17 protein-coding genes are annotated in these 13,030 nt (G+C 64.8%); 5 read left to right on the plus strand and 12 right to left on the minus strand.

Annotated elements, in window-relative coordinates; genetic code table 11:
* Position 1: 1 nt before the first annotated feature.
* From gspK to gpmA, 9 genes are all read right to left on the minus strand, one after another.
* Positions 2–988, minus strand: coding sequence for a type II secretion system minor pseudopilin GspK (gene gspK, locus U1H99_RS13265; protein WP_323142214.1), 987 nt, complete (start codon positions 986–988; stop codon positions 2–4).
* Entirely contained in the window at positions 988–1,617 is a 630-nt protein-coding gene (locus U1H99_RS13270; RefSeq protein WP_323142215.1) for a PulJ/GspJ family protein, read from the minus strand. Before U1H99_RS13270 ends, gspK begins: the two co-directional genes overlap by 1 nt.
* Entirely contained in the window at positions 1,614–1,997 is a 384-nt protein-coding gene (gspI, locus tag U1H99_RS13275; RefSeq protein WP_323142216.1) for a type II secretion system minor pseudopilin GspI, read from the minus strand. Before gspI ends, U1H99_RS13270 begins: the two co-directional genes overlap by 4 nt.
* 4 nt (positions 1,998–2,001) lie before the next feature.
* A complete protein-coding gene (locus tag U1H99_RS13280; protein ID WP_323142217.1) occupies positions 2,002–2,529 on the minus strand; it encodes a GspH/FimT family pseudopilin in 528 nt (175 codons plus the stop codon).
* A gap of 23 nt (positions 2,530–2,552) precedes the next feature.
* On the minus strand, positions 2,553–3,011 hold the full coding sequence (gene gspG, locus U1H99_RS13285) for a type II secretion system major pseudopilin GspG (protein ID WP_141836052.1): 459 nt from the start codon (positions 3,009–3,011) through the stop codon (positions 2,553–2,555).
* 117 nt (positions 3,012–3,128) lie between these two features.
* Positions 3,129–3,899 carry a HesA/MoeB/ThiF family protein gene (locus U1H99_RS13290; RefSeq protein ID WP_323142218.1) on the minus strand — a complete coding sequence of 257 codons (771 nt, stop codon included), beginning with the start codon at positions 3,897–3,899 and terminating at the stop codon, positions 3,129–3,131.
* Positions 3,899–5,404 (minus strand): S41 family peptidase, encoded by a 1,506-nt coding sequence (locus tag U1H99_RS13295; RefSeq protein ID WP_323142219.1) that lies wholly within the window; start codon positions 5,402–5,404, stop codon positions 3,899–3,901. Before U1H99_RS13295 ends, U1H99_RS13290 begins: the two co-directional genes overlap by 1 nt.
* Before the next feature lie 7 nt (positions 5,405–5,411).
* Positions 5,412–6,803, minus strand: coding sequence for a murein hydrolase activator EnvC family protein (locus U1H99_RS13300; protein ID WP_323142669.1), 1,392 nt, complete (start codon positions 6,801–6,803; stop codon positions 5,412–5,414).
* 54 nt (positions 6,804–6,857) lie between these two features.
* Positions 6,858–7,604: a 2,3-diphosphoglycerate-dependent phosphoglycerate mutase gene (gene gpmA / locus U1H99_RS13305; RefSeq protein ID WP_323142220.1), complete on the minus strand. Its 747-nt coding sequence runs from the start codon at positions 7,602–7,604 to the stop codon at positions 6,858–6,860.
* A gap of 88 nt (positions 7,605–7,692) precedes the next feature.
* Between gpmA and U1H99_RS13310 the strand changes: the two genes are divergently transcribed.
* The 5 genes from U1H99_RS13310 to U1H99_RS13330 all read left to right on the plus strand — a co-directional run bounded on the left by U1H99_RS13310 (position 7,693) and on the right by U1H99_RS13330 (position 10,675).
* The gene (locus U1H99_RS13310) at positions 7,693–8,097 is read left to right on the plus strand and encodes a rhodanese-like domain-containing protein (protein ID WP_323142670.1); all 405 of its coding nucleotides are present in this window, start codon (positions 7,693–7,695) and stop codon (positions 8,095–8,097) included.
* Between the two features lie 16 nt (positions 8,098–8,113).
* A complete protein-coding gene (grxC, locus tag U1H99_RS13315; protein ID WP_323142221.1) occupies positions 8,114–8,383 on the plus strand; it encodes a glutaredoxin 3 in 270 nt (89 codons plus the stop codon).
* A gap of 205 nt (positions 8,384–8,588) precedes the next feature.
* A complete protein-coding gene (gene secB, locus U1H99_RS13320) occupies positions 8,589–9,062 on the plus strand; it encodes a protein-export chaperone SecB (protein WP_141836070.1) in 474 nt (157 codons plus the stop codon).
* A gap of 108 nt (positions 9,063–9,170) precedes the next feature.
* Positions 9,171–9,632 carry an SH3 domain-containing protein gene (locus U1H99_RS13325; protein WP_323142222.1) on the plus strand — a complete coding sequence of 154 codons (462 nt, stop codon included), beginning with the start codon at positions 9,171–9,173 and terminating at the stop codon, positions 9,630–9,632.
* Positions 9,632–10,675: an NAD(P)H-dependent glycerol-3-phosphate dehydrogenase gene (locus tag U1H99_RS13330; RefSeq protein ID WP_323142223.1), complete on the plus strand. Its 1,044-nt coding sequence runs from the start codon at positions 9,632–9,634 to the stop codon at positions 10,673–10,675. Before U1H99_RS13325 ends, U1H99_RS13330 begins: the two co-directional genes overlap by 1 nt.
* Before the next feature lie 90 nt (positions 10,676–10,765).
* Here U1H99_RS13330 and U1H99_RS13335 read toward each other — a convergent pair whose 3' ends face one another.
* The 3 genes from U1H99_RS13335 to U1H99_RS13345 are packed head-to-tail and all read right to left on the minus strand — an operon-like array spanning position 10,766 to position 13,022.
* Positions 10,766–11,134, minus strand: coding sequence for a cupin domain-containing protein (locus U1H99_RS13335; protein WP_323142224.1), 369 nt, complete (start codon positions 11,132–11,134; stop codon positions 10,766–10,768).
* 15 nt (positions 11,135–11,149) lie between these two features.
* Positions 11,150–11,836, minus strand: coding sequence for a DUF2461 domain-containing protein (locus U1H99_RS13340; protein WP_323142225.1), 687 nt, complete (start codon positions 11,834–11,836; stop codon positions 11,150–11,152).
* Between the two features lie 37 nt (positions 11,837–11,873).
* Positions 11,874–13,022: a Do family serine endopeptidase gene (locus tag U1H99_RS13345; RefSeq protein ID WP_323142226.1), complete on the minus strand. Its 1,149-nt coding sequence runs from the start codon at positions 13,020–13,022 to the stop codon at positions 11,874–11,876.
* Between the last annotated feature and the right edge of the window lie 8 nt (positions 13,023–13,030).

Here is a 13,030-nt window from a genome sequence, read left to right on the forward strand (position 1 = left end):
GTTAGTTCTCGCGGGTCCACATCACGCGGGTGCCGCCGGCGACCGGCATCGACGGCCGGTAGATCAGCGACTGCGCATCCAGCGCGGCGCGGTCGAGCCGGATGCGGCTGTCGACCAGGAACCATTCGCTCGTCACTGCCGCCGTATCGCCCCCGATCACGGTACGGTTACCCAATGCAAGCTGGAAATTAGCCATGTCTTTCCACGGCGCCTGCTTGCGCTGGGCCACCAGCGTGTTCGCTTCCGACACCGACATATTCGAGACCAATGCCGCCAGCAGCTCCGGCGGCGCCGTATTTACATTCACCTTCGTCAACGTATTGCCAGACGGCAGCACAATCACGAAAGGCCGCAAGCGTTCGATCATTTCCTGCGTTACACCGGGCACCGCCAGCAGATCGTCCACTTGCAGCAGGCTGATCGGCTTGCCGTTGACCGTACTGCGCCGCTGCGTTGGCGTTGGCGCCCCCTCGGCCGGTACTGCCACCGGCGGCAGCGTGGCGGCCACGTACTCCGCGACCCGGTCGGCCAGGGACTGCTGCATCTGCAGGATGCGCAGCAGGTTCGAGAACAGCGCGACCTGCTCCTGTACCGGCCCGTTCGCACTAGCCAGATTGCGTAAATTGTAACGCGCCGACGCGTCCGTGACATTGCCGGACAAAGTTGCGTCGAAATTTTCGCCCGCGACCCGCTCGCGCTCAATATATTGGTCGAGCCGGGTTTCGGCCACCGGCAGCGCCCACGCCTGGTCGAGGCTGGTGTAGCCACCTCTGAACGTGTCCAGGATCAGGGATGTGTAGTCGAGCGCGCCGCGCAGGATCCACTTGGTCTGCAGATGCAAGCGCTGGTTTTCCATCGAACGCACCTGCACCTGCTGCTGCCAGAACAGGCTGGCCACGATGGCCACCGCCAGCGTGGTCAGCAGCAGTGCGGTGATCACCGCCACCCCGCGCTGGCGCCAGCGGCGCCGTATCGATCGTGCCGGCATCACGGCTCCCCTACCAGGAAGAATTTGCTGAGCGGTACTTCCTGCCCCTGCTGCTGCAAGGCGACCTGCAGGCCGGTCGCTTCCTGCGACACCCCGGTCGCACTCTGCGCCACGGTATTGATCGTCGCGACAGCCTGGCGCCAGCCATCGTTCTGCCACACCAGCACCTGCATGCCGGCGACGCCGCCCTGCAGTGCCACGGCGCCACCGGTGTCGGTGTCACTGGTGGAGGCCTGCCACAGGGCGTCGAGCTCGGCCAGGTCGCGGGTGACGTTCGATTCGCGCCGCATCAGGGTGCCGTTGACGATGCGGTAAGCCACCACCTGCAGGCGCGATGGCTGGTTTTCCGTGAACACGTCGCGCACCATGGTGATGCGGTCGTTGCCGATCAACAGGTAGGGCCGCCCGTTGAGGATTTCGGGACGGGTGATGTGCTCGCAGTCGCTCTGCAGCTGGGCAAAGGCGAGCTGCATGCCGCGCGTGACTTCCATCTGCGTGGTGAGCGAGGAACGGGCGCGCACGATGCTGTCCAGGCCGCGCCAGCCGAGCACGGCGACGATGGCCAGGATGCTGATCGCGACCAGCAGTTCGACCAGGGTGAAGCCGCTCCGGCGGGCCAGGTGCCTCATGCCCGCCTCAGCACCACTTGCACCAGCTTGACGATGCGCCGGTTCGGATTGGCGATGTCGAACACCGACACCTCGACCCGGCGCACACGCGGATTCGGGCTGGAAAAGACTTCTTCCTGGCATACCAGGTGCAGATCGCCTTGCGGGCAGTCGAAGCTGCGCTTGCCGATCCCCAGGAATTGCCGGCTCAGGCGGATCTGCACCAGGCGGTTCTCGGCCGACCAGGTCGCCATCATCGCCGTGCGCAGCCCGGAGCTGTTCGTGCTCAGGCTGCCGACTGCGCGCAGCCCGGCACCCAATGCGGTGCCGACGATGACCAGCGCCACCAGCACTTCGAGCAGGGTGAAGCCGCGCTGCCGCGATGGAATACGCAGGTTCATGGGCTCATTCGACCGTGAAATGACCGACGCCGTCGGCCCGGATCGCGACGCGGATGTCGCCGCTGGCCAGGGTCAGCAGGAAGGGTTTGTCGACCGGTTCGCGGCCGAAGGTGATGCGCAATGGATTGGCGGTGCCAGCGCTGCCCGGTTCCAGCAGCAGGGTCAGCGGCGCATTGCGGAAATCGCGCTCGCGCAGCAGGTCGTCGCTGGTGATCGGGTCCCAGCGCGTTTCGTTACGCACCAGGAAGTGATAGCGCTCGGGCGTGGCTTCGAAGGTGACCGGGCGGTTGCGCACGATCGCCTCGTCGCGCGCCAGCTGCAGCAGCAGCGACAGGCGGCGCGCCTCGTCCTGCAGGTCCTGGCGCGGACTCGGGATGGCGTTGATCGATACCAGTCCCAGCGTGATGCCGATGATGACCATCACGACCATGATTTCCACCAGGGTGAAGCCGCCGGCAGGCGATCCTGGGGCCGGCGCACCGGGGCCCGGTGTACCGGTCCGGCGCAACAGCCCGCGCGCGCGCGTGGTCATCGGGATAAGCGCTCCTCGCTTGTTTACTTGTTGTCCCAGGAACCGACGTCGGCATCTTCGCCGGTACCGCCCGGCTGGCCATCCGCGCCCAGCGACATGATTTCGACTTCGCCGCCATGGATGCCCGGCGACAGGTATTGGTAAGCATTGCCCCACGGGTCTTTCGGCAGGCGTTCGACATAGCCGCCTTCCTTCCAGCCGTTGGCGGCCGGGCCGGTGGTCGGCTTCTGGATCAGCGCCTGCAGGCCCTGTTCGGTGGTCGGGTAGCGCTGGTTATCGAGCTTGTACAGTTTCAGGGCCGACATCAGGGTCGAGATGTCGACGCGGGCGGCGGTCACGCGCGACTCGCCGGTACGGCCCAGCAGCTTGGGCACGACCAGGGCGCCGAGGATGCCGATGATGACCACGACCACCATGATCTCGACGAGGGTGAAGCCGCGCTGGCGGCGCTGGCCCTTCAGGCGTTGCGAAACATTTTGCATATGGCTCAATCTATGGATAAGAGTCGGTAAAAACGATCTAGTATAAGTCGGTTTGACTGGCAAAGACCACCTTACAAGCTTTTCCAATTGTAAGGCAGGCGGTCATGAATGACACCTTTATCGGTCGCTGCACGGGGCGGCGCGGCCCGCGCACACCGGACAGGCGGGATTGCGCGCCACCCTCACCTCGCTCCATTCCATGGCCCGGCCATCCAGCATCTGCAGGCGCCCGGCCAGCGACGGCGCGATGCCGACCACCAGCTTCAGCGCTTCGGCGGCCTGCACGGCGCCGACGACCCCGACCAGGGGTGCGAATACGCCCATCGTGCTGCAGGCAACGTCTTCGAAACGGCTGTCCGGCGGGAACAGGCAGGCGTAGCAGGGCGAAGCCGGATCGCGCATGTCGTAGACCGACAGTTGGCCGTCGAAGCGGATCACGGCGCCGGCCACCAGCGGCACCCCGGCGGCGACGCAGGCGCGGTTGACCGCATGGCGGGTCGCGAAATTGTCGCTGCAGTCGAGTACGACAGTGGCGCTTGCCACGAGTTCCGCCAGACGGGCCGGCCCCACGCGTTCGCGCAAGGCCACCACGGCGATGTCGGGATTGATCTGCAACAGGGCTTCACGGCCGGACTCGACCTTCGGCTGGCCGACGCGCGCCGTCGTGTGCATCACCTGGCGCTGCAGGTTGGTCAGATCGACCGTGTCGTCGTCGACCAACGTGATGCGGCCGATGCCGCTGGCGGCCAGGTACATGGCGGCCGGCGAGCCGAGGCCGCCGGCGCCGATGACCAGCGCATGCGCGTCGAGCATGCGCTGCTGGCCTTCGATGCCGATCTCGTCGAGCAGGATATGGCGCGAATAGCGCAGCAGTTGCTGGTCGTGCATTATTTTTTCGGTGCGCCCTTGAGCTCGGGCGGCTTCTGCTCTTCGCCCGGCAACTGCGCCGGCGCCGCCTTGTCGCCCTCCGCATCCACTTTCGCCAGGCGTACCGGCAAGCCCTTGAAGTGGTTGATGGCTTGCGCCAGCTGGAAATCGTCCTTGCCGCCGAACTCGAGCGGCTTGGCATTCTTCAGCAGGGCCAGTGCGCGCTGCTCTTCTTCCAGCTCGTCGCGCCGCGCTTTGGCCTTGGCGGCGGAGGCTGCTGCGGCCGATACCGTGACGGCCTTCTCGCCCTCGTTGACCAGATGATGGTCGAGATCGGCTTCACGCACCTGCATCGCGTTCAGGCCGTCGCCTTCCGCGGTCTCGTCGACTTTCAGGTCGGGCACGATGCCGAGCGCCTGGATCGAGCGGCCTTTCGGCGTGTAATAACGTGCCGTGGTCAGCTTGACGGCGGTGTCTTCGGTCAGCTGGCGTAGCGTCTGCACCGAGCCCTTGCCGAAGGTCTGGCTGCCCAGCACGATGGCGCGCTTGTAATCCTGCAGCGCGCCGGCGACGATTTCCGAGGCCGAGGCCGAGCCGGTGTTCACCAGCACCACCATCGGCACGGTTTTCAGTGCGGCCGGCAGTTTCGAGAGCGGATCCGCGCCCGGCTTCATCGCATAGAACTCGCGCCGGCCATAGAAGGTCGCGTTCGATTCGGCCAGCTGGCCCTTGGTCGAGACGATGACTTCGTTCTGCGGCAGGAAGGCGGCGGACACGCCGATCGCGCTCGGCAGCAGGCCGCCCGGATCGTTGCGCAGGTCCAGCACCAGGCCCTTGATGGCCGGGTTCTGGGCATACAGCTCCTTGATCTTGGCGGCCAGCTCGTCCACGGTCTCTTCCTGGAACTGGCTGATGCGCAGCCAGGCGTAGCCGGGCTCGACGATCTTGCCCTTGACGCTGGCGACCTTGATTTCCTGGCGCTCGACCGGCACCACCCAGGGCGCGTCGGCGCCGCGGCGGGCGATGGTCAGCATCACCTTGCTGTGCGCCTCGCCGCGCATGCGCTTGATGGCGTCGTCCAGCGACAGGCCCTTGACCGGCACGTTGTCGATACGGGTGATCAGGTCGCCGGCCTTGATGCCGGCGCGGTAGGCGGGCGTGTCCTCGATCGGGGTCACGATCTTGACGTAGCCGTCTTCCATCGCGACTTCGACGCCGACGCCGACGAACTTGCCCTCGACCTCTTCCTGCATCTCGGCGAAGTCCTTCTGGTCGAGGTAGACCGAGTGCGGGTCGAGCGAGGCGACCATGCCGGCGATGGCATCCGACAGCAGCTTCTTGTCGTCGACCTTTTCGACGTAGTCGCTCTTGATCAGGCCGTACACGTCGGCCAGCTGGCGCAGTTCGTCCAGCGGCAGCGGCGATTCCGCAGCCTTTTGCGCGAACGCCGAGAACTGCACGGTGGCAGCCACGCCGGCGACCATGCCGATGCCGATCAGGCCAAGGTTCTTGAGTTTGTTACCCATGTGATTCCTAGAAGTTGACCCAGCCGGCCGGGTCGATCGGCTTGCCCAGATGCCTGAGCTCGAAGTATAGCCCCGATTCCTCGTTGCCGCCGGTATTCCCGGCACTGGCAATGACGTCGCCCGCCTTCACAGTATCGCCTTCGTGCTTGAGCAGCGTCTCATTGAAACCGTAGATCGACAGGTATTCGCCGCCATGGTTGATGATGATCACATTGCCCCAGCCGCGCATGCCGCGCGCGTAGGCGATCCGGCCGGGCGCGACCGCGCGCACGTCGGTGCCCTGCGGCGCCTTGACGAACACGCCGCGCCAGGCCGGGCCGTCGGCGCGCTTGGTGCCGAAGCGGGCGGCGACGCGGCCGGCGACCGGCGCCGGCATGCGGCCGCGCAGGCTTTCGAAGGCGCCGCTCGGCAGGTTCGAGGCCAGCGCGGTATCGGCGCGGCGCTGCGGCGGCGGCGCTTTCTCTTCCGGCGCCGGCTCGGCCGCCACCTTCGGCTCTTCCGGCACCGGCAGCGGTTTCGCCGGCTTGCCGGTCCTGGCCGCTTCGCGGGCCAGGCGCTCGCGCTCGGCCTGCAGCGCCTTGGCACGCGCCAGCGCGCGCGCCTTGGCTTCGGCGGCGGCCTTGGCGCGTGCTTCGGCCAAGGCCTGCTGGCGCTTGCGCTCGGCGGCGGCAGCGATTTCCTGTTCGCGGATGATGCGAGTCAGCTCGTCGACCAGGCCGCTCATGCGCTGTTCGTCGCGCTCCAGGCTGCTGGCCTGCTTGCGCTGGTTGACCAGCTTGCTCGACAAATTGGCCAGCAGGGTGGCGCGTTTCGCCTTTTCCTTTTCCAGCAGCGCCTTCTGGTCGCGCTGCTCGCCGGCGATCTCTTCGAGTTCGTCCTTGGCGTTCTGGGTCGATGCGTGGTTGGCCTCGACCGCGGCCAGGTTGCCGCGCAGCGAAGTCAACAGCTTAGCCTGGGCCTGCGATACGTAGGCCATCATTTGCAGGTCGCGGTTGATCCGGTTCGGATTGTCGCCCGACAGCAGCAGCTTGATGCGGTCTTCGTTACCCGCGACGTAATGTTCTCGCAGCATCTTGGTGAGTTGCTGCTTCTGGGAGGCGATGGTCTTGGCCAGACGCTCCTGCTCGTTGGCCAGGTCTTTCAGCTTGGTATTGGTCGCAGCCTGTTCTTCGGCCAGTTCGCGCAGCGCGCGGGTGGCGTCCGAGATTTTTTCTTCTGATGCGGACAGCTCGTCGGCAGCGTCTTCCTTTTCGCTCTCGGTGCGGCTGATGTCCTTCTTCAGCGCGCCGAGTTTTTGCTGGATGGCGGCGCGCGAGGCTTCAGCGGCCGCTTTCTGCTTGCTGCGCTCGGTTTGACGCGGCGCAGCCTGCACCGACCCGAAGGCCAGCGCGCACGCCATCAAGCCGCACAGCAGCTTGCCGGCGGCGGATCGTGATACGGGGAAGCGCAAGACTTACTTCGCCTTCCCTTGGTTGGCCACGGCAGCCATCTTGGCGGCGATCGCGTCCTGGTCGCCCAGGTAGTAATGGCGGATCGGCTTCAGGTCGGCATCCAGTTCGTACACCAGCGGGGTGCCGTTCGGGATGTTGAGGCCGACGATGTCGGCGTCGCTGATGTTGTCCAGCATCTTGATCAGCGCACGCAGGCTGTTGCCGTGGGCCGAGATCAGGATCTTCTTGCCGGCGCGGATGGCCGGGGCGATTTCCTCGTCCCAGGCCGGCATCACGCGCGCCACGGTGTCCTTCAGGCATTCGGTCAGGGGGATGCTTGCACGCTCGAGGCCGGCGTAGCGCGGATCGGCGAACGAGGTGCGCTCGTCGTTTTCTTCAAGGGCCGGCGGCGGGGTATCGTAGCTGCGGCGCCAGACCAGCACCTGCTCGTCGCCGAACTTGGCGGCGGTCTCGGCTTTGTCCAGGCCCTGCAGGGCGCCATAGTGACGCTCGTTCAGGCGCCAGTCGTTCTTGACCGGCAGCCACATCATGTCCATTTCGTCCATGGCCAGCCACAGGGTGCGGATCGCACGCGTCAATACCGAGGTATACGCCAGGTCGAAGGTGAAGCCGGCCTCGCGCAGCTGGCGGCCCGCGGTTTTCGCCTCTTCGATACCCTTGGCGGTGAGATCGACGTCGGTCCAGCCGGTGAAACGGTTTTCGAGATTCCAGGTGGACTCGCCGTGGCGCATGAATACGATTTTGTACATAAGCTCTTACTTAAAGAAAGTTCGTAGAAAAATGTCCGGCAACTTCTATTTTATAATGCGCGGATTCAGTTCAACCAACGGAACATTCGTGAATTTCATCCTTGACCATCTTCCCACTGTTGCGGTCGCCGTGATTTCCGGCGCTGCCCTGCTCTGGACGTCGCTGACGCCGCGCGGCCGCCTGGCCTCGACCATGCAGGTTACCCAGATGATCAACCGCGGCAAGACCACCGCCGTGATCGATGTGCGCACTGCCGACGAGTTCGCCGCCGGCCACCTGCGCGACGCGAAAAACATTCCGCTGGCAGACTTGGGCACTCGCGTCGGCGAACTCGACAAGGCCAAAATCAAGACCGTGATCGTGGTCGACCAGAACGGCAGCCGCGCCGCCAAGGCCGAGCGCCTGTTGAAAACCGCAGGGTTTGCAGATATCTATAGCCTGGAAGGCGGTATCGCAGCCTGGACGGCTGCCGGCCTGCCCGTGACCAAATAAATCGAAAGGAATTACCATGTCAGCCCACGTCGTTCTCTATCACACCGCCAGCTGCCCGTATTGCGTGCGCGCCGAGCGCCTGCTCGAAGCCAAGGGCGTCACCGAAATCGAACGCATCCGCGTCGACCTCGACCCGGAACAGCGCGTCATCATGATGCAGCGCACCGGCCGCCGCACCGTGCCGCAAATCTATGTGGGCGACACCCACGTCGGCGGCTTCGACGACCTGTACGCGCTCGACCAGGCCGGCCGCCTGGATCCCCTGCTGAAGGGCGAAGCGGCCTGATGTAATAAGGGAACGGGTCGCCGCCGGGCCGCTTTCCATGGGCCTCGGCGCGCGCCGCAGCAGTCTGCCTGTCTGCGCGGAAGTTGTCTGACAATGGCTATTGCAACCTAATTGGTTTTGATACAATTGCCGACGCTTTGATCCACGCATCCGAGCATCCGGGATAGCGACAGCTGTTCTTCTTACAATTAAACGAAAGCGTTCCATGGCTGACGAAAACCTGCAACCCGTATTCCAAATCCAGCGTATTTACCTGAAGGATCTGTCGCTGGAACAACCGAATTCCCCGGCGATCTTCCTCGAGCAGGAAGCCCCGACCATCGAGGTCTCGCTGGACGTCGGCGCCGAAGCGATTGCCGATGGCATCTACGAATCGACCGTGACCATCACCGTGACCGCCAAGGTCAAGGACAAGGTTGCTTTCCTGGTCGAAGGCAAGCAGGGTGGTATCTTCGAAGCGCGTAACATCCCGGCTGACCAGATGGATCCGCTGCTGGGCATCGGCTGCCCGAACATCATTTATCCTTACCTGCGCAGCAACATCGCCGACGTGATCACCCGTGCCGGCTTCCCGCCGGTCCACCTGGCCGAGATCAATTTCGAGGTGTTCTACCAGCAGCGCCGCCAGGCCCTGGCAGAGCAGGCAGCAACCGCCGGCACCCCGATCGGCAACCAGTAATACCGTCGTATCGTAGTAGATGTCTACTTGGTGCCGGCCGTCTTCCTGGTGGAAGGCCACCGGCACCTGTCCTGCCTTTCGGCGTCTTTCGTCTTCCCAAAGGCCCGCATGCCGTCCATCCGCAAGCGTTTTACTCCCTGCCTGATCCTCGGTAGCTGTCTGCTGCTGGTTTCGTTCGCCGCCAGTGCCTTCGACTTCAAGAGCGTCGGCGCCCGTTCCGTGATTCTTTACGATGCCCCCTCAAGCAAGGGCAGCAAGCTGTTCGTCGCTCCCAGCGGCATGCCGGTCGAAGTCGTGCTCAGCTACGGCGACTGGGTCAAGGTGCGCGATGCCGCCGGCGACATGGCCTGGACCGAAATCAAAGGCTTGTCGGCCAAGCGCACCGTGATCGTCAAGGTGGCTTCCGCCAAGGTGCGGGCGACGCCTGACGATGCGGCGCCGGTCGTCATGACGGCCGACAAGAATGTCTTGCTCGAACTGGTCGATCCGGAAGCCGGTCCTTGGGTGCGCGTGCGCCACCGCGACGGCGTCAGCGGCTACGTCAGGGCGTCCGACGTCTGGGGTATCTGATGACCATGCACGACACCAAACCAGTCCAGAACATTACCGTCCTCGGCGCCGGCGCCTGGGGCACGGCGGTCGCGATCGCGCTGGCCGCACGCCATGACGTGCTGCTGTGGGGACGCAACCCGGCGCAAATGGAACGCAGCGCCGCGGCGCGCGAGAACACCGATTACCTGCCCGGTTTTCCGTTTCCCGAGGGATTGCAGGTCAGCGCCGATTTCGAGGCCGCAATTGCCCACGTAACCGGCGCGGCGGCATCCGCCGACACCACCCCGCTGCTGATCGCCGCCTGTCCGGTGGCCGGCCTGCGCCCGCTGCTGCAGGCGCTGAAGGGGCGCCCGATCCCGAACATCGTCTGGCTATGCAAAGGGTTTGAATACGACACCGGCCTGTTGCCGCACCAGGTCGTGCATGAGGTACTGGGCGACGGCGTAGCCGGCGCTGCCCTGTCCGGGCCCTCCTTCGCCCAGGAAGTGGCGCGCGGACTGCCGTGCGCGCTGACCGTGGCCTCGTCCTCGGCGGCACTGCGCGAGCGCGTGGTCAGCCTGGTGCATGGCGGCAATATGCGCGTGTATGCCTGCGACGACATGGTCGGCGTGGAAGTCGGCGGCGCCGTAAAAAATATCCTGGCCATCGCCACCGGCGCGGCCGACGGCCTCGGTCTCGGCCTGAATGCGCGCGCGGCACTGATCACGCGCGGCCTGGCCGAAATCACCCGGCTCGGCACCGCATTGGGCGGGCATGCCGGTACCTTCATGGGCCTGACCGGGATGGGCGACCTGATCCTGACCTGCACCGGCGATTTGTCGCGCAACCGCCGCGTCGGGCTGGCACTGGCCGAAGGCAAGCAGCTGGACACCATCGTGCGCGAGCTGGGCCATGTGGCGGAAGGCGTGCCGTGTGCCAAGGCGGTGCGCGAACTGGCGCGCCGGATGGGCGTCGACATGCCGATCACGAATGCGGTGGCGGGCGTATTGTTCGACGGGATTCCGGCGGCCGAGATGGCCGGGCAGCTGCTGGCGCGGGATCCGCGCAATGAATTGGCGTAAGGTTCGCGTCGGATCGACACGTGGTTGGACGCGTGGGCGGCATGCACGCAACCACGATGCGGATCGCGCGATGTAGCCGCCCACCCTACATCAGGTATTGGCGGTACGGGTCGGGCCGCCGCTATTGTCACCCGGGTGCAGCAGGATGGTCATCAGGCCCACCGCGTCCTGGTTGGCGCTGATCGCGTGCGGTTCGCCGCCGGCCAGGTAGACCATTTCATTCGGCTTCAGGATCGTGCTGCGGCCGTGGGCCTGGAACACGATCTCGCCTTCCAGGCACAGCAGGGTCATTTCGCCCTCGACCCAGTGTTCCGGCATGGGCTTGTCCTTCGGCAGCACCAGCCGGATCAATTCCATGTGATCGGTCTTGATCAACGCGATCGACGTGAAGTTGGCGATATCGTCTTCGCCGCGCTGTAGTGCGATCCGTTCACCCGATACTGCATGTTGCAAGGCCATGTTTCTCTCCAATCATTACTCGTCGTAAGTTTGCGGCACCCCGCGCAGCCAGTTCACCAGCGCGGTGGCATCCTTGAATCCCTGCGCGAGCTGGGGCACCAGTTTGTCCGGCGCATTGATGTCCAGTTTGGTCTCGATCCAGACGAAATAGCTCTTGAGCTTCAGATATTCCACCAGCGGATGGTTCGGATCGAAACCTTTCGGCGGACGTTGCAGCTTGTCTTCCGGATTCAGGTCGCCATAGGTCTCGCGCAGATGTTTATTCTTCAACATTTTCGCAAAACCTGTCGCATCGTTGACCACGTGTTCGCGGATCGCCTTCAGGCGCGCCGCCGGCGGCAGGTATTCGCCGGCGCCGAACAGCAGGGTCCCGTTGGCTTCGATGTGGAAATAATAAGTCGGGCCACCGCCTTCGCTCGGACGCCGTTTATTCCCCGGCGCGATGCCGGCCGAAAAATGGTTTTTATACGGTGTCTTGTCGTTCGAAAAGCGGGTATCGCGCTGGAAGCGGAATATCGCTTTCTTCGGGTCGCAAGCCGCGACCTGGCGGTCGAACTTGGCGATTTCCCGGATCAGTTCGGTCAGCACTTCCACGAACTCAGCCCGCAGGATGTCGTAGCGGGGCTTGTTCATGATGAACCAGGGGCGCGTATTGTTGTCTTTGAGTTCGGTTAGGAATTGCGTCAGGTCACGCAGGTGCATGGAAGTTCCGGTAACAGGTTATAAAAGAATCGGGGCATCACGGTGCCTGGCGCGGCCGCCGTCCGACCGTCACCGCCAGCGTCGTTTCGCGGTTCTTGCGCATCACGGTCATCGGCGCCTTTTCTCCGGGCGGCAATGCGGCGATCAGGTTCATCATGTCGTTGGTGTTGCCGACCTTGCGCCCTTTCACCGCCAGCAGGATGTCGCCCGGCCGCATGCCGGCGCGGTCGGCCGGCCCGCCGCGCACGACCCCGGCGATGATGGCGCCGCTGTCGCGGCCGAGGCCGAAATTGCCGGCCAGTTCCGGCGTGATGTCCTGGGATTCGATGCCGATCCAGCCGCGCACCACCTGGCCGTGCTTGACGATCGAGTCCAGCACGGTCTTCGCGGTCGACACCGGAATCGCGAACCCGATGCCGACCGAACCGCCGGTTTGCGAATAGATCGCCGAATTGATGCCGAGCAGGTTGCCGCGGCTGTCGACCAGTGCCCCGCCCGAGTTGCCGAAGTTGATGGCGGCGTCGGTCTGAATAAAATTCTCGAAGTGGTTGATGTGCAGGTTGTTGCGGCCCAGCGCCGAGATGATGCCCAGGGTGACGGTCTGGCCGACCCCGAACGGGTTGCCGATCGCCAGCACGACATCCCCTACCCTCGCCGTGTCCGGTTCGCCGAGCACGATCACCGGCAGGTTTTTCTCTTTGATGCGGATGACGGCCAGGTCAGTTTCCGGATCGGTGCCGACCACGCTGGCCTCGGCCTTCCTGCCGTCGGCCAGGCCGACCTCGATCTCGTCGGCGCCCTCGACCACGTGGTTGTTGGTCAGGATGTAGCCCTCGGCACTGACGATCACGCCCGAACCGAGGCTGGCCATCTGTTCCTGCGGCGGCATCTTGTCGCCGAAAAAACGTTTAAAAAAGGGATCTTTCAATAGTGGATGCGTCTCGCGCAGCGCCTTGCTGGTCAGGATGTTGACCACCGCCGGCATCGCCCTGCCGGCTGCGTCGCGGTAGCTGTTCGGCGCGCCGCCGCCCGGCGCCTGCAGCACCGGGATCGCGCGCCCGGGCGTGCCGATTCCGACCTGGGCCGGCGCCCGCTCGATCCACGCCGGGCGCAGCGCCGCGATCACCGCATACACGCCGAGCGCGATGGTGACGGTTTGCGCGAACAGGAGCCAGTAGCGGCGCATGGCGTGAG

It is taken from the genome of Massilia phyllosphaerae (genome assembly GCF_034659755.1).
GTDB classification, from domain to species: Bacteria; Pseudomonadota; Gammaproteobacteria; order Burkholderiales; family Burkholderiaceae_D; genus Telluria; species Telluria phyllosphaerae.

Coding starts and splice junctions, on each gene's coding strand:
- gspK (WP_323142214.1), bottom strand. CDS start 988: ATGCCGGCACGATCGATACGGCGCCGCTGGCGCCAGCGCGGGGTGGCG.
- U1H99_RS13270 (WP_323142215.1), bottom strand. CDS start 1,617: ATGAGGCACCTGGCCCGCCGGAGCGGCTTCACCCTGGTCGAACTGCTG.
- gspI (WP_323142216.1), bottom strand. CDS start 1,997: ATGAACCTGCGTATTCCATCGCGGCAGCGCGGCTTCACCCTGCTCGAA.
- U1H99_RS13280 (WP_323142217.1), bottom strand. CDS start 2,529: ATGACCACGCGCGCGCGCGGGCTGTTGCGCCGGACCGGTACACCGGGC.
- gspG (WP_141836052.1), bottom strand. CDS start 3,011: ATGCAAAATGTTTCGCAACGCCTGAAGGGCCAGCGCCGCCAGCGCGGC.
- U1H99_RS13290 (WP_323142218.1), bottom strand. CDS start 3,899: ATGCACGACCAGCAACTGCTGCGCTATTCGCGCCATATCCTGCTCGAC.
- U1H99_RS13295 (WP_323142219.1), bottom strand. CDS start 5,404: ATGGGTAACAAACTCAAGAACCTTGGCCTGATCGGCATCGGCATGGTC.
- U1H99_RS13300 (WP_323142669.1), bottom strand. CDS start 6,803: ATGGCGTGCGCGCTGGCCTTCGGGTCGGTGCAGGCTGCGCCGCGTCAA.
- gpmA (WP_323142220.1), bottom strand. CDS start 7,604: ATGTACAAAATCGTATTCATGCGCCACGGCGAGTCCACCTGGAATCTC.
- grxC (WP_323142221.1), top strand. CDS start 8,114: ATGTCAGCCCACGTCGTTCTCTATCACACCGCCAGCTGCCCGTATTGC.
- secB (WP_141836070.1), top strand. CDS start 8,589: ATGGCTGACGAAAACCTGCAACCCGTATTCCAAATCCAGCGTATTTAC.
- U1H99_RS13325 (WP_323142222.1), top strand. CDS start 9,171: ATGCCGTCCATCCGCAAGCGTTTTACTCCCTGCCTGATCCTCGGTAGC.
- U1H99_RS13330 (WP_323142223.1), top strand. CDS start 9,632: ATGACCATGCACGACACCAAACCAGTCCAGAACATTACCGTCCTCGGC.
- U1H99_RS13335 (WP_323142224.1), bottom strand. CDS start 11,134: ATGGCCTTGCAACATGCAGTATCGGGTGAACGGATCGCACTACAGCGC.
- U1H99_RS13340 (WP_323142225.1), bottom strand. CDS start 11,836: ATGCACCTGCGTGACCTGACGCAATTCCTAACCGAACTCAAAGACAAC.
- U1H99_RS13345 (WP_323142226.1), bottom strand. CDS start 13,022: ATGCGCCGCTACTGGCTCCTGTTCGCGCAAACCGTCACCATCGCGCTC.